The organism is Thalassobaculum sp. (assembly GCF_040219215.1).
Classification (GTDB): Bacteria; Pseudomonadota; Alphaproteobacteria; order Thalassobaculales; family Thalassobaculaceae; genus Thalassobaculum_A.
The window spans coordinates 191,689-209,553 of record NZ_JAVJSX010000025.1; the positions used below are offsets into that span (position 1 = coordinate 191,689).

18 protein-coding genes are annotated in these 17,865 nt (G+C 65.2%); 10 read left to right on the forward strand and 8 right to left on the reverse strand.

What is annotated here, in order from left to right; all coding sequences use genetic code 11:
- Positions 1 to 12 precede the first annotated feature (12 nt).
- The 4 genes from RIC54_RS18760 to RIC54_RS18775 all read right to left on the reverse strand — a co-directional run bounded on the left by RIC54_RS18760 (position 13) and on the right by RIC54_RS18775 (position 4,275).
- Positions 13 to 339 (reverse strand): hypothetical protein, encoded by a 327-nt coding sequence (locus tag RIC54_RS18760; RefSeq protein ID WP_350096441.1) that lies wholly within the window; start codon positions 337 to 339, stop codon positions 13 to 15.
- A 56-nt stretch (positions 340 to 395) separates the two neighbouring features.
- The gene (locus RIC54_RS18765; protein WP_350096443.1) at positions 396 to 1,877 is read right to left on the reverse strand and encodes a mannitol dehydrogenase family protein; all 1,482 of its coding nucleotides are present in this window, start codon (positions 1,875 to 1,877) and stop codon (positions 396 to 398) included.
- Between the two features lie 171 nt (positions 1,878 to 2,048).
- Positions 2,049 to 3,221: a M20 aminoacylase family protein gene (locus RIC54_RS18770; protein WP_350096445.1), complete on the reverse strand. Its 1,173-nt coding sequence runs from the start codon at positions 3,219 to 3,221 to the stop codon at positions 2,049 to 2,051.
- 139 nt (positions 3,222 to 3,360) lie between these two features.
- Complete coding sequence (locus RIC54_RS18775) at positions 3,361 to 4,275, reverse strand: LysR family transcriptional regulator (protein ID WP_350096447.1); 915 nt, start codon at positions 4,273 to 4,275, stop codon at positions 3,361 to 3,363.
- A 106-nt stretch (positions 4,276 to 4,381) separates the two neighbouring features.
- Between RIC54_RS18775 and RIC54_RS18780 the strand changes: the two genes are divergently transcribed.
- Together RIC54_RS18780 and RIC54_RS18785 are read left to right on the forward strand one after the other, a co-directional pair.
- Positions 4,382 to 5,275: a TauD/TfdA dioxygenase family protein gene (locus RIC54_RS18780; RefSeq protein WP_350096449.1), complete on the forward strand. Its 894-nt coding sequence runs from the start codon at positions 4,382 to 4,384 to the stop codon at positions 5,273 to 5,275.
- Positions 5,276 to 5,399: 124 nt separating this feature from the next.
- Positions 5,400 to 6,371: a phosphoribosylaminoimidazolesuccinocarboxamide synthase gene (locus tag RIC54_RS18785; RefSeq protein ID WP_350096451.1), complete on the forward strand. Its 972-nt coding sequence runs from the start codon at positions 5,400 to 5,402 to the stop codon at positions 6,369 to 6,371.
- 116 nt (positions 6,372 to 6,487) lie between these two features.
- Here RIC54_RS18785 and RIC54_RS18790 read toward each other — a convergent pair whose 3' ends face one another.
- The 4 genes from RIC54_RS18790 to RIC54_RS18805 all read right to left on the reverse strand — a co-directional run bounded on the left by RIC54_RS18790 (position 6,488) and on the right by RIC54_RS18805 (position 10,358).
- The gene (locus tag RIC54_RS18790) at positions 6,488 to 7,978 is read right to left on the reverse strand and encodes a tripartite tricarboxylate transporter permease (protein WP_350096453.1); all 1,491 of its coding nucleotides are present in this window, start codon (positions 7,976 to 7,978) and stop codon (positions 6,488 to 6,490) included.
- Positions 7,979 to 7,996: 18 nt separating this feature from the next.
- Positions 7,997 to 8,491, reverse strand: a complete 495-nt coding sequence (locus RIC54_RS18795) for a tripartite tricarboxylate transporter TctB family protein (protein WP_350096455.1) — start codon at positions 8,489 to 8,491, stop codon at positions 7,997 to 7,999.
- A 12-nt stretch (positions 8,492 to 8,503) separates the two neighbouring features.
- Positions 8,504 to 9,502 (reverse strand): Bug family tripartite tricarboxylate transporter substrate binding protein, encoded by a 999-nt coding sequence (locus RIC54_RS18800; RefSeq protein WP_350096457.1) that lies wholly within the window; start codon positions 9,500 to 9,502, stop codon positions 8,504 to 8,506.
- A gap of 118 nt (positions 9,503 to 9,620) precedes the next feature.
- The gene (locus tag RIC54_RS18805; RefSeq protein ID WP_350096459.1) at positions 9,621 to 10,358 is read right to left on the reverse strand and encodes a GntR family transcriptional regulator; all 738 of its coding nucleotides are present in this window, start codon (positions 10,356 to 10,358) and stop codon (positions 9,621 to 9,623) included.
- Positions 10,359 to 10,500: 142 nt separating this feature from the next.
- On the opposite strand from RIC54_RS18805, the gene RIC54_RS18810 reads away from it, so the two are divergent.
- From RIC54_RS18810 to RIC54_RS18845, 8 genes are all read left to right on the forward strand, one after another.
- Positions 10,501 to 11,691, forward strand: coding sequence for a CaiB/BaiF CoA transferase family protein (locus RIC54_RS18810; protein ID WP_350096461.1), 1,191 nt, complete (start codon positions 10,501 to 10,503; stop codon positions 11,689 to 11,691).
- A 21-nt stretch (positions 11,692 to 11,712) separates the two neighbouring features.
- On the forward strand, positions 11,713 to 12,498 hold the full coding sequence (locus RIC54_RS18815; RefSeq protein ID WP_350096463.1) for an enoyl-CoA hydratase: 786 nt from the start codon (positions 11,713 to 11,715) through the stop codon (positions 12,496 to 12,498).
- Between the two features lie 5 nt (positions 12,499 to 12,503).
- The gene (locus tag RIC54_RS18820) at positions 12,504 to 13,034 is read left to right on the forward strand and encodes a gamma carbonic anhydrase family protein (RefSeq protein WP_350096465.1); all 531 of its coding nucleotides are present in this window, start codon (positions 12,504 to 12,506) and stop codon (positions 13,032 to 13,034) included.
- A 132-nt stretch (positions 13,035 to 13,166) separates the two neighbouring features.
- Positions 13,167 to 14,144 (forward strand): TRAP transporter substrate-binding protein, encoded by a 978-nt coding sequence (locus tag RIC54_RS18825; protein ID WP_350096467.1) that lies wholly within the window; start codon positions 13,167 to 13,169, stop codon positions 14,142 to 14,144.
- Positions 14,145 to 14,240: 96 nt separating this feature from the next.
- Entirely contained in the window at positions 14,241 to 14,756 is a 516-nt protein-coding gene (locus tag RIC54_RS18830; protein WP_350096469.1) for a TRAP transporter small permease, read from the forward strand.
- Positions 14,757 to 14,759: 3 nt separating this feature from the next.
- A complete protein-coding gene (locus RIC54_RS18835) occupies positions 14,760 to 16,046 on the forward strand; it encodes a TRAP transporter large permease (RefSeq protein ID WP_350096471.1) in 1,287 nt (428 codons plus the stop codon).
- 149 nt (positions 16,047 to 16,195) lie between these two features.
- Positions 16,196 to 17,110, forward strand: coding sequence for a transporter substrate-binding domain-containing protein (locus RIC54_RS18840; RefSeq protein WP_350096473.1), 915 nt, complete (start codon positions 16,196 to 16,198; stop codon positions 17,108 to 17,110).
- Between the two features lie 84 nt (positions 17,111 to 17,194).
- Positions 17,195 to 17,860, forward strand: coding sequence for an amino acid ABC transporter permease (locus RIC54_RS18845; protein WP_350096475.1), 666 nt, complete (start codon positions 17,195 to 17,197; stop codon positions 17,858 to 17,860).
- Positions 17,861 to 17,865 lie beyond the last annotated feature (5 nt).

Below are 17,865 nucleotides of genomic sequence, written 5' to 3' on the forward strand. Positions count from 1 at the left end.
GGTCGTTCATCGTCAGACGTCAGCGGCTGACCGGTGGTAACTGACGACTGGAGCCCGGGGGTCGATCGCCAAGGCCGCTTCGTGCAGTTGCGCAGTGTCAACCGCGTGCCAGTCGAAATTCGGCGGCAAGTCGATCGCCCACACGGCAATCCAATCGCCGTCGCGCCTCCAGGTCAACCGGGCGTCCGGGCGAACACCGCACAGCCGTTCCACCACGTCGCGATGGGCCTCGACGTGCGGCCGAACCGCCTCGGCCGCGCGTTCGGCATCGGCCTCGGACTTCGGATCGCCCGGTCCCAGCGTGCCGCCACAGGTCGGCTCGGTATAGGAGAGATGCACGATGCGCTCCCTGATAACACCGGTCGGCGTATCGCCGGAGAGGGTTCGCCCCTCACCTATGCGTTCGCCAACCGTTCCACGCAATACCACGCCCCGCGATCGAACAACCCGTCGAGCGCCGACGTGACTGCCGCCGCGAAGGCCGAGTTGTTCGGAAGATCGTCACCGAACACCTCGCGCACCCCGAGCAGCGCCGGTGCCAGGCGGCCGGCGACCGGGCCGGCCTCCTCGGCGGCGGCGCGCAGGCGGTCGGCAAGGGGGTCGCGGACATCGATCGGGCGGCCGGTCTCGTCGACCCCCCGCACGTAGCGCATCCACCCAGCCACCCCAAGCGCCAGCCGGTCGATCGGCAGGCCGGCGTCGAGGCGCTGGCGGATCGTGCCGAGCAGGCGCTGCGGCAGCTTCTGGGTCCCGTCCATGGCGATCTGCCAAGTGCGGTGCTGCAACGCCGGATTGGCGAACCGGGCCAGCAAAGCCGCTTTGTAGCCGGTCAGGTCGGCACCGCCCGGCATCCGCAGCATCGGCGTCACCTCCTCGTCCATCAACGCGGCAATGAAGCGGGCGAACACCGGATCGGCGACGGTTTCGGCGACGGTCTGGTAGCCGGCGAGATAGCCAAGGTAGGCGATGCAGGAATGACTGGCGTTCAGCAAGCGCAGCTTCATCGCCTCGTACGGCCGGACATCCGACACCGGCTCGGCGCCCTCCTCCTCCCAGGCCGGGCGGCCGGTCGGGAACCGGTCTTCGAATACCCACTGGGTGAACGGCTCGGTCACCACCGGCGACGCGTCCTCGACGCCGAGCGTGGCGCTGATCCGCGCGCGGTCCTCGTCGGCGGTCGAGGGCACGATGCGGTCGACCATGCTGCTCGGGCAGGACACGTGGTCCTCGATCCAGTGATCCAGACCAGGCTCCAGCAGCTTGGCGTAGGTCTTCAGGATGCCGGCCGTCACCTCGCCGTTGTTCGGCAGGTTATCGCAGGACAGCACCGTGAAGGGCGGCACACCGGCGGAGCGACGGCGGCGCAGAGCCTCCACCAGGAAGCCCGGCAGGGTCTTCGGCTGAGTCGGTTCTTTCAGGTCGTGACGGATTTCGGGGCGCCGGTCGTCCAACTCGCCGTTCGCGGGGTTGTGGCAGTACCCCTTCTCGGTGACCGTCATGGTCACGATCCGCACCGCCGGGTCCGACAGCCTGTCCAGAACCGCCCGCGGATTCTCGGGGGCCACCAGCGTCTGCATCAGCGCGCCTATCACCCGAAGCCGCTCACCGTTCTCGTCACGCACCGCCATGGTGTACAGGCCATCCTGCGGGGCCAGAGCATCGCGCATGTGCGGATTGCGCAACGATACGCCGCACACCCCCCACGGCCCGAACGATCGGTTCAGCGCATCGTCGGTGTACGCCGCCTGATGGGCGCGATGAAATGCCCCCAGCCCGATGTGGACGATCCCGACGTCCAGCGCACGGCGATCGTAACGCGGAATCGCAATGGTTCCGGGCAGTGCGGCAAGCGTTTGGGAATTCAGGCGACGGGTCATGGCTTCGGGTCTGCTCCGCTAGCCGCCACAAGACACTGATGGCGATGTCGTCTCTCTCATCCTCGTCGATCCACCGCCCGTCGACCAGCCACCGCCTCGCCGCACAGAATGCGCCAGATACGAGCGCCGGCCGGATCGGCTGCCCCTATGCCCGACCGGGCAGCCACCCCATCAACCGCGCGGCAAGCGCGCTTCGACGAGACTGGCCCAGAACGAGGCCCCGATCGGCAGCGCCGCGTCGTTGAAGTCATATTTCGGATGGTGCAGGCCGTAGTCCTTGCCCGGCTCGCCGCCGCCCAGCCACAGGAACGCGCCCGGCCGCTCGGCCAGCATCATCGAGAAATCCTCGCTGCCCATGCCGCGCTCGCCGTTGCGGATGACCTTGTCCGATCCAATCAGGTTCTCCGCGACATCGGCGGCGAAAGCCGACTCCGCCTCGCCGCTGATGGTCGCGGCCACGCCGCGCAGATATTCCAGTTCGACGGTCGCCCCGTACATCCGGCCGACGCCGTCGCACAGCTCGCCGAGGCGTTTCTCCACCAGATCCTGGACGTCGGCGTCATAGGCACGGATCGAGATGATCAGCTCAGCGGTCGCCGCGATCACGTTGTTGGCGGTCCCTGCGTGAAACTGGGTGACACTCATCACCAGCGGCTTCAGCGGGTCGACGTTGCGGCTGACGATGGTCTGAACGCCCTGGTACAGCTGAACGCCGACCGCGATCGGGTCGACGCTGTCGTGCGGACGCGCGGCGTGGGAGCCCTTGCCGCGAATCCGCAGGGTCGCCCGGTCGGCCGACGCAAGCGACGCGCCGGCCCGGAACGCCATGGTGCCGAGCGGCAGGTGCGGAGCGTTGTGGATCGCCCAGACCGTGTCGCACGGGAAGCGGTCGAACAGGCCTTCCGACACCATCTTCCTGGCACCGCCGCGGCCCTCCTCGGCCGGCTGGAAGATGAAGTGCACGGTGCCGTCGAAGTTGCGGGTCTCGGCCAGGTAGCGGGCCGCCCCAAGAAGCATGGTGGTGTGGCCGTCATGGCCGCAGCCGTGCATGCGGTTGTCGATCTGCGAGCGGTAGGGAGCGTCACCCTCTTCCTGCATCGGCAGGGCATCCATGTCGGCACGGATACCGATCGTGCCGGTGCCCGAGCCGTTGCCGCGCAGCACGCCGACCACTCCGGTCTCGGCGATGCCCCGGTGCACCTCGATACCCCATGACTCCAGCTTTTCGGCGACGATCGCCGAGGTCCGCTGCTCCTCGAACCCGATCTCCGGATGGGCGTGGATGTCACGGCGCCATTCGGTCATCTCGTCGTGGAAATCGGCAATCCGGTTGTGGATGGGCATGATCGTCTCCGGCTGGGTCTGCGATCGCGAGGGAACCGGGCTCGGTCCTGGGCGGATGCCACGACGAACGCACCGGATCGGGGATTGGAGCACCGATCCTAGAGCGCCTTGTGGTGTGAAAACCAGAGCCTTCGGCAGCCTATGCCCGCCACGCCCTGGCGTCGGAATGTAGCTGGCGCTCCAACGCGACCAGGAAGGCAGAGGCGATCGGCGACAACGACCGTCGGCGCGGCTGGATCGCCATGAGGTCCAGGGTCAGCGGCGGACCGACCAATGGCCGGACGCACAGGCTGGCGTCATGGATCTCCGGCAGGACCATGATGGCCGGGATCAGCGCCACGTAATCGCTGTTCGCGACGAAATCGAAGGCGCCGAACATTGAATCCAGTTCCAGAACGTCATCGATCTCGGCCCCCTGCAGGGCAAGATGCGCCAGTACCCGGCGGGTCCGCAGATTGTCCTTCGGCGGCATCACCAGCCGCAAGGGCCACACGGCACGAAGGTCGATCGGTACCATGTGATCACGGGTTCGATCAGCGCGGCATACGAACATTTCCGGCACGCTCGGCAACGCACGGCCATCCAAGGGACCGACCGGCTCAATCGTCGGGACGACAGCGGCATCCAGGGCCGAGGCCGACACCCGATCGATCAACTGGTCGCTGACGGCTTCAGCGATCCGGATCGAGGCGTTCGGGTGGTCTTGCATGAAGCCCCGCAAGGTGGGCCCCAGAACGCATCGGGTCAGCGCCGACATCAACCCGATTGCCGCCTCGCCATCCAGTCCGCGGCCAAACCCGCGCATCTCCTCCTCGGCCTCGGAGGCTCCGCGAAGAACGTGTACGCAACGGCGGTACAGCCGGTCGCCCGCCGGTGTCGGCCGTGCGCCGCCCGGCTCGCGCTCGATCAGGCGCACGCCGAAGCGATCCTCCAGCTTCTGAATGTGCTGCGAGACTCCGGACTGGGTGGCGTTCTCGCGCCGGGCGGCGCCCGTGAAGGACCCCTCCTCGACCACGGCCACCAGCATGCGCATGGCGATCAGGCTAAGCGTCATGCCGATATTAATAAGTATAATGTCATTCAGTAAAAACGATAATTTTCCATAACCGTACGTTGGATGCCTCATTCAGCCTCCATCTGACGCACGGAGACCTGGAGCCATGGCAACACTGACAGACGCCGTCGATCTGACCGTCACCAAGCGGCACCCGCAGATCGGTGCGGAGGTTCGCGGCATCGATCTCGGGCGCCCGCTCGACCGGGAAACCCTTGACCAGTTGAACGCCATCTGGATGGAGAATCCGATGCTGGTGTTCCCAGGCCAGAAGATCACCGACGAACAGCAGATCGTCTTCGCCCGCAACTTCGGCGAACTGGAGGTGCATCCCTCGGTTGCCCACCGATCATCCCGGAATCCGGAGGTCTACCGGGTCTCCAACGTCGACGAGCAGGGCAATATCCTGCCGAGCGAGAGCAAGGAATGGCAGTACCTGGAACTGACGTGGCTTTGGCACACCGACAGCTCGTTTCGGGAGATCCCGTCAAAGGGCTCCATCCTGCACGGCATCACGGTCCCCGCGGAGGGTGGCGACACCCTGTTCGCCAACATGTACGAGGCCTACGACGCCCTCTCCGACGGTACGAAGGCTCAGATTGACGGCCTTTCCGTCCGGCACAGCCACGACGCGGTCATCGCCCGCTCGGCCAAGCTCAGCGCCCGCCAGGACAAGGGCACCTTCACCGAGCTGCCGCCGGTCGAGCACCCGCTGGTGCGTCGGCATCCAGTGACCGGCCGCCGTTCGCTGTTTCTCAGCCCGCACACCATGGACGGGATCGTCGGGATGCCCGACGACAAGGCATTCGCGTTGCTCGATGAGTTGACCAGGCACGCGACCCACGAGCGTTTCGTGTACCGGCATCACTGGCACCAGGACGACGTGATCATGTGGGACAACCGCTGCACCATGCACGCGGTGATGCCCTACGATTCAGCGAACCAGCGCCGCATCATGCACCGCACCACCATCGTCGGCGACGAGCGTCCCACGCTCTGAATTCGATCGGTCCGGAGCCTCTGCCTTGCGGAACGGCCGATCACCGCAACGCAAGACAGAGGCTCCGATCCAAGGCATAACGGCCCGGCTGGAAGGAGCATTACATTCCTCGCAGGACGGGACGATGAACATCGACGCCTTGAAGACGAACGCCCACCGGGTTCTCGAGGACGCTACGATCCCCGAGTTGCCGAACCACTACCGCGGCAAGGTGCGCGACAACTACGACCTGCCGGACGGCCGACGCATCATCATCGCCAGCGACCGGCTGAGCGCGTTCGACATCAGCCTGGCCGCCATTCCGTTCAAGGGCGAGGTGCTGACCCGTACCGCCCGGTTCTGGTTCGAGGCGACCCGCGACATCTGCCCGAACCACGTTCTGGAGTACCCCGATCCGAACGTGGTCATCGGCCAGCGCCTGGACATCCTGCCGGTCGAGATGGTGGTGCGCGACTATCTGGCGGGCACCACCGGCACCTCGATCCTGACGATGTACAAGGCCGGCCGGCGCGACATGTACGGCGTGCGCCTGCCGGATGGGCTCGGTGACAACGCCAAGCTGCCGCAGACCATCATCACCCCGACCAGCAAGGCCGCACTCGGCTCCCACGACGAACCGCTGACACCCGACGACATCGTCGGCAAGGGCCTGCTGACCGCCGAGCAGTGGCGCACGGTATCCGGCTACGCCCTGGCGCTGTTCGCCCGCGGCCGGGAGATGGCGCGCGAACGCGGGCTGATCCTGGTGGACACCAAGTACGAGTTCGGCACCGATGCCGACGGCCGCATCGTGCTCGCCGACGAGATCCACACGCCCGACAGCAGCCGGTACTGGTTCCTGGACAGCTACCAGGACCGGGTCGGCCGCGGCGAGAAGCCCGAGAGCTTCGACAAGGACTTCATGCGCAACTGGGTGGTTGCGCGCTGCGATCCCTACAAGGATGCCATCCCGCCGATCCCGGACGAGGTGGTGGCGCAGACCGCCGAGGTCTACATCAAGGCGTTCGAGACCATCACCGGGCAGAGCTTCGACATCCCGGAAATGACCGGCAGCGTGCTCGACCGGATCCGCGGCAATTTGGCTCGGTTCTTCTAAGCGGATCCATTCTGCGTCGTCATCCTGGCGGCGTCTCGCTCCCCACACGCCTGTTCCTGAATCCCGGCTCGCGGTTGCGGTCAGGATGACGGCGGAGATCGGACGAGGCTACCTCGCTATCCCGCCGCTTCAGCCGCCCGACGTGCCCGCCAGGCCGAGACCAACGGCCAGACCGCCGACAGCAGGGTGAGGGCCAGGAACGCCACGACGATCGGACGGTCCAGGAACCGCAGCCACTCGTGGTCGAAGATGATCAGCGACTGCTTCAGGCTGTTCTCGACCAACTCTCCCAGGATCAACCCCATGATGATCGGCGCCGCCGCAAAGCCGTAGCGCTTCAGCACGAAGCCCAGCAGGCCGGCCCCCACCATGATCCAGACGTCGAGCACCGACTGCTCCAGCGCGTAGGCGCCGATGCAGGCCAGCACGAACACCGACGGCCACAGGAAACGGATCGGGATCAGGGTGACCCGCGCGAACAGCTTGGCGCCGAGCAGGCCGAACACGCCGAACACGATGTTGGCCAGCAGCATCGCCATGAAGATGGCGTACAGCAGGGTCGGCGTCTCGGTGAACAGGTGCGGTCCAGGGCGCAGGCCATGAACCAGCAGCGCCCCCAGGATGATCGCCGTCGTCGCGCTGCCGGGAATGCCGAGCGCCAGGGTCGGCACCATGGCGGCACCGGTGGCGGCGTTGTTGGCGGCCTCCGGCCCTGCGATGCCGCGAATGTCGCCCTTTCCGAACAGCGACTTGTCCTTGGCCCAGCGCTTGGCCTCGTTATAGCCGATCATCGCGGCGACCGTGCCGCCCTCGGCCGGCAGCAGGCCGATGAAGGTGCCGATCCCGCATGAGCGGCCGATCGTCGGCAGGCACTTCTTGAAGTCCGCCCAGGCCGGCAGCCGGACCGCGTCGAGCGCGGCTCGGATCTGCGGCTGGTCGAGCTTGCCCGCCTGGATCAGGAACTCGCAGCCGGCGAACAGGCCGATCATGACCGGGATGAAATGGATGCCTTCCGACAGTTCCCAGAACCCGAAGGTGAAGCGGTCGACGCCGGTGGTGAAGTCCATGCCGATGGTGGCTACCAGCACCCCGAAGGCGCCGCCCATCAGGTTCTTGACCGCCGACTCGCCGCTGATCGTCGCCAGCATCGACAGCCCGAACAGCGCCAGCGCGAAGTACTCCGGTGGTCCGAAATCATAGGCCACGCGGGCGAGCAGCGGCGCCGCGATGATCAGCACGATCACGCTCACGATGCCGCCGATCACGCTGGAGACCGCCGCCATTCCCAACGCCAGCCCGGCCCGGCCCTGCTGGGCCAGCGGATAGCCGTCGAACGCGGTCGCCGCCGCCGGTGGCGCACCCGGCGCATTGACCAGGATCGCCGTGATCGACCCGCCATAGGTACCGGCACAGTACAGCGCGCTCAGCAGTGCGATGGCCGGAATCGGCTCCATCGTCAGGGTGAACGGCAGCAGCAACGCCGTCGCCATGGTCGAGCTCAGCCCCGGCATGGCGCCGACCACGACACCGCCGAGGGTGCCGATCAGCACGACGCCGAGCAGGTACGGGTCGAGGAAGGCCGCACCGGCGGCCAGAAACGCATCCATCGTCGCTACCGATCCGAGTTAGTTGATGCCGAGCAGTCCACGGTCGAAATGGACGCCCAGGCCCAGCACGAAAACCACGTAGACCGCCGCCGGGAACAGCAGGGCAAACGGGATCACGATCCGCCAGCGCCGCTCCCCCCACAGCGCGGGCATGGCCAGGCTGTAAAGCACCATCGCCGCGATGAAGCCCAGGGTGTCGAAGGCAATGACGAACGCGATCATCATCGCGCCGGTGACCAGCGCGATCCGCTTGACCGGCCGCTTTCGAGCGGAGTCCCGGCGGAATGACGTTACCGCCAGCACCGACGCAAGGACTGCGATCACCCCGAGCACCAGTCGCGGGAAGGTCGCAGGCTGGACGTTCTGCGCCACCGCCGACGGTGCTTCCGCAAAGCCGAGAGTGACGATGTACGTCACGAGACAGAACAGCAGTATCGCCAGCGCCACGACGAAGTCGCGGGGAATGCGGGCCGCCGTGCTGGCGGCCCGGTCCTCAGTCGGGGAGATCCCCATTGCGGCCATCCCTCAGAGCATGCCGAGTTCGGTCAGCGCGGTGGTGCTCTCTTCGTAGATCTTGCGGATCTGCTTGTTCCAGACCTCGCGCCCGGCGACGCTGGACGTCGGCATGCCGCCGGAGGTCAGGTAGTTCTGGTAAATCGAGTGCTTCATCGCCTTGATCATCCCGGTCTCGAGCCGCGCCAGACGATCCTCCGGCACCCCGGACAGCACCGCAAAGCCACGCACCGTCGACGCCAGGGCATCGACGCCACGGTCGCGAGCGGTCGGAACGCCGTTCAACGCCGCGATCGGCTCCTCCGACAGGCTGACCACGCCACGGATGTCACCGGCCGTGAACTGCGACTCGCCCTCGGCATAGTTCAGCAACGCCACGTCGACATTGCCGCCGACCAGGTTGGTGACAATCTCGCCGCCGCCCTTGAACGGGACGATGGTGTAGGGAATGCCGCCGGCCGCCTTGGCGAAGTTGTGGATGCCGATGTGGTCGGCGCCGCCGGCGAAGGTGGTGCCCCACTTCAAGCCGCCCTTGGCATCCTTGGACGCCGCGATCAGGTCCTCCAGGGTTTTCAGCTTGCTGGACGCCGGAACCGCGATCACCGTCGGGTCGTCGGTCGCCCGGGCGACGCCGACCAGTTGGTCGATGGTGATCGGGACCTTCTTCTGGATGATCTGGAAGATGTGCGACTGGGTGATGGTCATCACGGTGTAGCCATCGCGCGGTTGGCTGTTGGTATACATCAGGGCCGCCGAACCGCTGCCGCCGCGCTTGTTCACCACCACCAGATCCTGGCCGAACTCCTTGCGTGCCCGCAGCATCATCATGCGGGTGGTGATGTCGGTACCGCCGCCCGGCCCGGCATGGGTGACGATGTTGATGGTCTCCGACGGAAACTCACCGGCCGCGAAAGCCGGCCGACCGAGGCCCGGCAGCAGCAGGCCACCGGCACCGACGGCCATTCCCTGGAGCAGTTGTCGACGCGATGGTCGCACGGATGACGTCGTCATAGCTTCCTCCTCGTGTGATGCGAGGGTGTGTCGGAAACGACCACCCTCTTCTTGGTTTCGGGTCCTTGGGGTGGACCCGCTGTATTGGGTGTACTACCCGCCGAACCGGACCGACGGATCAGCCGGTCATGCGGTCCGACGCGGCCGGCTCCGCAGACGTCTCCTGAGCGGATTCGCCGCCTGCCGCACCGAGTGTTCCCAGGAACCGCTTACACCCCTGCTCGACGTGATACCGGCCCGCCTCGCGCGCCGCCGCCGGATCGCCGCGGTCGATCGCCTCGATGATCGTGCGATGTTCCGCCAGCGACGATGCGATGTTCGGCACCTTTGACAGGCCGCGCCGCCGGAAAAGGTGCATTTCCTTGACGATCCCCTCGTAGGTGGACCGCGCCCGGGCGTTGCCGGACAGTTCCAGAATGGTGGCGTGAAACTCGACGTTCATCCGGTAGTAGGTATCGAGCGCGTCGTTGGCGACCGCCTCCTCCATGCCCACCACCTGGTCGAGAAGCTTCGCCAGGATCGCGTCGGTTCGCCGCCGAGCCACGCACTCGCACGCCAGTGCAAAGATCGCCCCGCGCAGCGCGTAGAGACCCGCCACCTCGTCCAACCCGATGCTGCGCACGATGGCGCCTCGGTTAGCGTTGATCTCCACCAGGCCGGCCCGCTCCAACCCGCGCATCGCCTCGCGCACCGGGCCACGGCTGACGCCCAGGCTCTCAGCCAAGGCGGCCTCGCCGATGCGCTCACCCGCCTTGATCTCTGCGGTCAGGATGCGCCGCTCGATCTCCTGCTGAACCCGCGTGGTCAGCGTGGCGAACTCACGGGCGTGGAACGGTTTTCCGACGTCTGAGGGCATGCCGCCTCCGAAAATGTCAAACCGACGGTAGATTCCAGACAGTTTATTGTCAACAATCGTACAAGTCGTTACGGTACTTTCAAATCAGCCGCGCCCAGCCTATCCAGGGTGCGAGAAAACAGCCGTCCCGGAGGAGATTTCCATGGCCATCGAGCGAGCCAGTACCGCGCTGTCCCGGTTCAAGGTACTGGACCTGACCCGTGTCCGGTCGGGTCCGACCTGCGTTCGCCAGCTTGCGGACTGGGGCGCCGATGTCATCAAGATCGAAATGCCGGTGACCGACGACGCCGGTGCCCTGGGCGGCCCCCGGTCGGGGTCGGATTTCCAGAACCTGCATCGCAACAAGCGCAGCCTGACGCTGGATCTGAAGCAACGCGACGGCATCGCGATCTTCAAGAAGCTGGCGCGGGATGCCGACGTGATCGTCGAAAACTTCCGTCCGGACGTGAAGAAGCGCCTCGGCATCGACTACGAGACGCTGAGCGTCGACAATCCAAAGCTGGTCTACGCCAGCATCTCGGGCTTCGGACAGGACGGTCCCTACCGTGACCGTCCGGGCTTCGACCAGATCGCCCAGGGCATGGGCGGGCTGATGTCGATCACCGGCAAGCCCGGCGAGGGACCGATGCGAGTCGGCATCCCGATCGCCGACCTGACCGCCGGCATCTTTGCCAGCCAAGCGATCATGATCGCGCTGCTCGAACGCGAGGTGTCAGGCAAGGGCCAGTGGGTGCAGACCTCCCTGCTCCAGGCCCAGGTGTTCATGCTCGACTTCCAGGCGTCGCGCTGGCTGATGGACCAGGACGTGCCGAAGCAAGCGGGCAACAACCATCCGACCAGCATCCCGACCGGCGTGTTCGCCACCTCCGACGGGTACATGAACCTGGCGGTGGCCGGGCAGGAGATTTGGATACGGTTCTGCAAGGCGATCGAGCGTATGGACATCGCCGAGAACCCCGCCTACGCCGACGGAAAGCTGCGTTCGAAGAACCGCGACGCGCTGAACGCCGAGATCGAAGAAGTCACCAAGACCCGGCCGACGGCCGAGTGGGTCGACCGGTTCAACGCCGCCGGTGTGCCGTGCGGCGAAATCAACGCCATCGACCAGGTGTTCGCCAATCCACAGGTCCAGCACCTCGGTATCGCCCAGCCGGTCAATTCGCATGAACGGGGCGCCAGCCGCCTGGTCGGCCAGCCGATCATCATGAGCCGGACGCCGAGCCGCATCGCCGCCCCGCCGCCGACCGCCGGCGAGCACAATGACGAGGTCCTGCGCGACATCGGATACAGCGACGACGATATCGCCCGGCTGCGTGCCGACGGCGTCATTTGAGGACGAGAGGAATCTGCAGCCATGACCGATAAAGTGCTGGTCAGCACCGACGGGACGATCGGACGGATCGTCTTCAACAATCCGGCAAAACGGAATGCCGTGTCGCTGGACATGTGGGAGGCGGTCGACGCCGGACTGGACCGGTTCGCGGCCGACAATGCCGTGCGGGTGATCATCTTGTCGGGCGCCGGAGGCAAGGCGTTCGTCGCCGGGGCCGACATCTCCAAGTTCGAGAGCGAGCGCGCGACCGCCGAGGCCGTGCGGCATTACAACGAGACCACCGCCCGGGTGTACGCCAAGATCTACGAGTACGCGAAGCCGATCATCGCCCAGATCGACGGGTTCTGCGTCGGCGGCGGCACCGCGCTGGCGGTGTGCTGCGACATCCGGGTGTGCGGCGAAGGCTCCCAGTTCTCGGTACCGGCCGCCAAGCTGGGCCTCGGCTACGGCTATGCCGGCATCGAGCGTCTGGTGGCCCTGGTCGGACCGTCGTTCGCCAAGGAGATCTTCTTCACCGCCGATCGTTTCACCGCGGAGGACGCCCGGACCATGGGGCTGGTCAACCGTGTGGTTCCGGACGGCGAAGTCGAGGCCTACTGCACCGCTTTGGCCGGCCGGATCTCCGAGAACGCGCCGCTGACCGTCGGCTCGGTCAAGTCGATCGTCGGCGAGACCTTGAAGCCGGAGTCCGAGCGAGACCTGGCGGCCTGCGCCGCCCTGGTCAAACAGTGCTTCGACAGCCAGGACTACATCGAGGGCCGGCGCGCCTTCATGGAGAAGCGCAAGCCGAACTTCATCGGAGCCTGACCCGGATGCTGTACGAACTCGAGGGCAAGGCGCCAGTCGTGGACCCGTCCAAGAGCTGGGTCGCGGACTCGGCGTCGCTGATCGGCGACGTGGTGCTGGAGGAAGACGCCAGCGTGTGGTTCGGGGCCGTTCTGCGCGGCGACAACGAACGCATTCACATCGGGCGCGGCAGCAATGTGCAGGACGGATCGATCCTGCACGTCGACCCCGGTTTTCCCCTGACTCTCGGCGCGAACGTGTCGATCGGGCATCTCGTCATGCTGCACGGCTGCACGATCGGCGACGGTACGCTGGTCGGCATCGGCGCGGTGATCCTGAACGGAGCGAAGATCGGCAACGACTGCCTGATCGGCGCCAACGCGCTGATCACCGAAGGCAAGGAGATCCCCCCGCGCTCGGTGGTCATGGGTTCGCCCGGCAAGGTCGTGCGCGAGTTGAGCGATGGCGATCTCGAACGCATCCGCCGTCCGGCCCAAAGCTACATCGAACGCATGCGGGTCTACCGCGACCTGCTGAAACCAGTCGTCAACCGATGAGGCGTGTGCATCAAGAGTTGGTCCATCGTTCGAACTGAGGTGATACTGCTCGCGGGAAACACTCTCGCAAGCCCCCGGCCATCCGGCCCAAAAACCAAAGAAAAGACCAATCGTTCTTTCAGGAGGAAGCCCATGCGTTTCACGATGCTCTGTGCCACAGCCGTGGCGATGACGATGTCGTTGGCCACGGCGGTCAGCGCGCAAACCGTCCTTCGAATCGGTCATGTCGGCGAGGTCGGCTCGCACTTCGACGTCGCCAGCCACGAGTTCGCCAAGCGGGTCGCAGAAAAGAGCGGCGGCAAGATCGAAGTCCAGGTGTTCCCGTCGAGCCAGCTCGGCAACGACAAGGACATGCTTCAGAAGATGAAGCTGGGACAGGTCGACTTCTTCATTCCGTCGTCGATGATGTCGTCGGTCACTCCCGAGTTCGGCGTGTTCGACATGCCGTACATCATCAAGGATCGCGACCACATCACCCGGGTGATGGCGAAGATGGGCGACAGCCTGTTCCGGCCGGCCGCCGAAGCCAAGGGCGTGAAGATCCTGGCCTTCTGGGAGAACGGCTTCCGCCAGGTCACCAACAACGTCCGGCCGATCGTGAAGCCGGATGACCTGAAGGGCGTGAAGCTGCGCACACCGCGCGGCGAGTGGCGCGTGAAGATGTTCCAGTCGTACGGCGCCAACCCCTCGCCGATGGCATTCTCCGAAGTGTTCACCGCCCTGAAGACCGGCGTGATGGACGGCCAGGAGAACCCGCTCATCAACGTCTGGAGCGCGAAGTTCTACGAGGTCCAGAAGTACCTTTCGATGACCGGCCACGTGTACATCCCGGCCTACCTCGTGACCTCGCCGAAGACCTTTGCCAGCTGGCCGGCCGACGTCCAGAAGATCGTCAGCGAGACCGCTGTCGAAATGGAGCCGTTTGCCCGCAAGGTCGGCGAGGATTTCGACAATGACCTTCTCAGCAAGCTCAAGGAGAAGGGAATGGCGGTCAACGAGGCGGACAAGGACGCCTTCGTGAAGGCCTCGACCGGAATCTACGAGGAGTTCGGAAAGCAGGTCGAAGGTGGCACCGCGATCGTCGACCAGATCCAGGCGCTGCGCGGCTAAGCAAGCCTGACCAATCACCCTGTCGGCGGCTGCGCTGCACTGGCGCAGCCGCCGATTTCGTCCTCTACCGATCACCGCCCGGAGCGCTCCGACGCCATGATCTCTCAGTTTCGCCGAACGCTCGACGTGACCCTGCAATGGGTCGTGATCGGGCAGATGATCGCCCTGACCATCATGGTGCTGGTCGCGGTCTTTTACCGGAAGTTTGGAGCCTCGCTCAGTTGGTATGATGAGGTCGCCTCCGTCATGCTGGCGTGGATCACCTACTACGGCGCTGCGCTTGCCGCCTTGCGACGCCAGCATCTGGGCTTCGACGGTGTGCTGCTGCGCCTGCCGATCCCGATCCGAATGACCGCGGTCGCCATCGCCGAAGTCCTGGTTATTGGCTTTTTCCTGATCCTGGCGTGGGCCGGATGGCAGGTCCTCGAGGTTGTCGGCGACGAGAACCTGATCAGCTTGCCGTGGATCTCGGTCAGCTTCACCCAGTCGGTAATCCCGATCGGAGCGGCGTTGTTCGTCATCTGCGAACTGCTGAGCCTTCCGGAAAGCTGGACCGCGGCCCGTGTCGGGCGGTCCCTTGAACATCCCGAACCTCACATGACGAGGAGCTGAGCCGTGCTGCTAGGCGTTATGTTCCTTGCCATGGTGGCGATGATCTTCATCAACGTCCCCATCGGAATCGCCCTGGCGATCGCCGCCCTGCTGGGTCAGGTATCGTTTCACGGTACCAATAGTCTGGTGACCGTAGGCATCGAGATGTACCGCGGGGCGACCGGCTTCGCGCTGATCTCGATCCCAATGTTCGTGCTGGCCGGCGCCATCATGAACGCTGGTGGCATCTCGCGCCGTCTGATCGCCTTCGTCTCGGCGATCATCGGCTTCGTGCGCGGCGGTCTGGCGATGGTGAACATCGGCGTGTCGCTGTTCTTCGCCGAGATTTCCGGGTCGGCCGTCGCTGATGTGGCGGCCCTCGGCTCGGTGATGATCCCGGAGATGAAGAAGCGCGGCTACTCGGCGCCTTTCGCCGCGGCCGTCACGTCATCGTCGGCGTCGCTGGCCATCATCATCCCACCGTCGATCCCGATGATCCTGTACGCGGTGTCGGCCAACGCCTCGGTCGAACAGTTGTTCGTCGCTGGGCTGGTGCCGGGCCTGATGGGCGGCCTCGGGCTCATGTTCGTCGCCTATCTGTTCGCCCGACGCTACAATTTCCCGGTCGAGAAAGCTTTCGACTTCCACGACCTGCGAACCACGTTCGTGGACGCACTGCCGGCACTGATGCTGCCGGTCATCATCCTGGGCGGCATCTTCTCCGGGCTGGTGACGGCAACCGAAGCGGCGGGCCTGGCGGTTCTGGCGTCGGTCGTTGTCGGGCTGTGGTACCGCGACTTCGATCTCAAGCATCTTCGGGAGTCGATGCTCGATGGCGGGCTGCAGACGGCGGTGGTGATGATCCTGGTCGCCGCGTCGGTGCTGATGGGCGACCTGCTGACGGTGTCGCAGGTGCCGCAGAAGCTGGCGGCGGGCCTCGTTGCCCTGACCGACAACAAGTACCTGATCCTGATGATCCTGAATGTGTTCTTCCTGGTCATCGGGTTCTTCCTGCACTCCGCTGCGGCGATCATCCTGGTGGTTCCGATCATCATCCCTCTGATCGAGACCGTCGGCATCAACCCGGTGCATTTCGGGCTGATCGTCACGCTGAATCTGGCGATCGGTCAGCAGACCCCGCCGGTGGCCAGCGTGCTGATCACTTCGTGCTCGATCGCCAAGGCCGACATCTGGGAGACCACCAAGGTCAACATCCACTTCATCGCGGTTCTGCTGACCGTGCTGATGATCTGCACCTACGTTCCGGCGGTTCCGATGTTCCTGGTCGACCTGATCTACGGGACGCCATGATCTGAATAAACTCGGACACCCCCTCGACAGGCAGTGTCATCCCAACGCAGGATGATACGTGGTTAATCCACCAAACTGAGCATGGCCGGTCGTGAGATCGGCCATGTCTCGGTTCTGGATTACGGCAATTCAAACGAGGGGCACGTGTGATGACGGACAAGACGACCAAGACCACCGAAGCAGAAGAAGCGACGACCAGCCGGCGCAATCTCTTTGCCGGAGCGCTCGGTACTGCCGTTGTCGCCGGAGCCGTGCTCGGTACTTCCAAGACGGCCCAGGCCACGGTCGATTCTTCCAAGAGCAAGCTGCAGCAGGTCCTGTCGCGCGGCGTGCTGCGCGTCGGCACCGGCAGCACCAACCCGCCGTGGCACTTCGAAGACGACACCGGCAAGCTCGTCGGCATGGACATCGACATGGCCCGGCTGATCGCCAAGAGCCTGTTCGACGATCCGGAAAAGATCGAGTTCGTGATCCAGGGCTCCGACGCCCGTATCCCCAGCCTGATCACCGACAAGGTCGACGTGATCTGCCAGTGGATGACCATCACCGCCGGACGGGCCCAGCAGGTCGAGTTCACCGTCCCGTACTACCGTGAGGGCGTGGGCCTCCTGGTGATGGCCGATAATCCGAAATACAAGAAGTTCGACGACCTGCTGAAGGCCGGCGACGGCATCACGGTGGGCGCCATGCAGAACGTCTTCATCGAGGACTGGATCCACAAGGGCCTGCCGAAGGCCAAGGTCGACCAGTTCGACAGCCCGGACTCCACCTTGCAGGCGCTGAACGCAGGCCGGGTCGACGCCTATCTCGGCGACCAGTCGGCGATCCGTTGGCTGATGAACCAGTTCCCGGGCCGCTACGCCGATTCCGGCTATGGCTGGCTGCCGAACTCCTACGCCTCTGCCGTGCGGCCGGGCGATCCGGTCTGGTTGAACTGGGTCAACACCGTGTACCGCGAAGCCCTGATGGGCGTCGACTTCGACACCATGAAGGCGTCCTACAAGAAGTGGTTCGGCATCGACGTGGCGACCCCGAAGGTCGGTTTCCCGAGCGAGTTCCAGTAACGCCAAGGTGTCGGCCGGCCTGCCCGAGACCGGGCGGGCCGGCCGGTACTCCGTCAACGATCCTGTCCCCGTTGCTGGTCGAGCATGACGTACAATTTCAACTTCTCGGTAATCTGGCGCCAGTTCGACGTGATGCTCTGGGGCCTCGGCCTGGGGCTGCTGCTGGCGGTCATCTCGCTTGCGATCGGCACGGTCATCGGGCTGGTCTGCGGCTACGCCTTCCGGACCAACAACAAGACTCTGCGTGCGCTGGTCTGGGGCTACGTGGAGTTCATCCGCAACGAGCCGCTGCTGCTGCTGATCTTCTTCGTCTATTTCGGCCTGCCGGCGATCGGCATCCGGTTCTTCGACAAGTACGAGTCCTTCGTGATCACCCTGTCGATCTACGCCGGCGCCTACCTGACCGAGGTGTTCCGCGCCGGACTGACCTCGGTGCCCGAGCGCTATGTCGAGGCGGCGAAGGCGATCGGGCTGAAACCGTGGCAAACCCAGCTGTACGTGGTGCTGCCGCTGACCTTTCGGATCGTCCTGCCGTCGCTGTCCAACAACCTGATCTCGCTGTTCAAGGACACCTCGCTGGCGACGGCGATCGCCATCCCCGAGCTGACCTTCACCGCCCGGCAGATCAACGCCAACACCTACCGGGTGATGGAAGCGTGGCTGACCGCCAGCCTGCTGTACCTCGCCACCTGCTACTTGATCGCCATCGCGCTGCGGCAGATCGAGAAGCGCTATTCGGTCATCAAGTAGGCGCG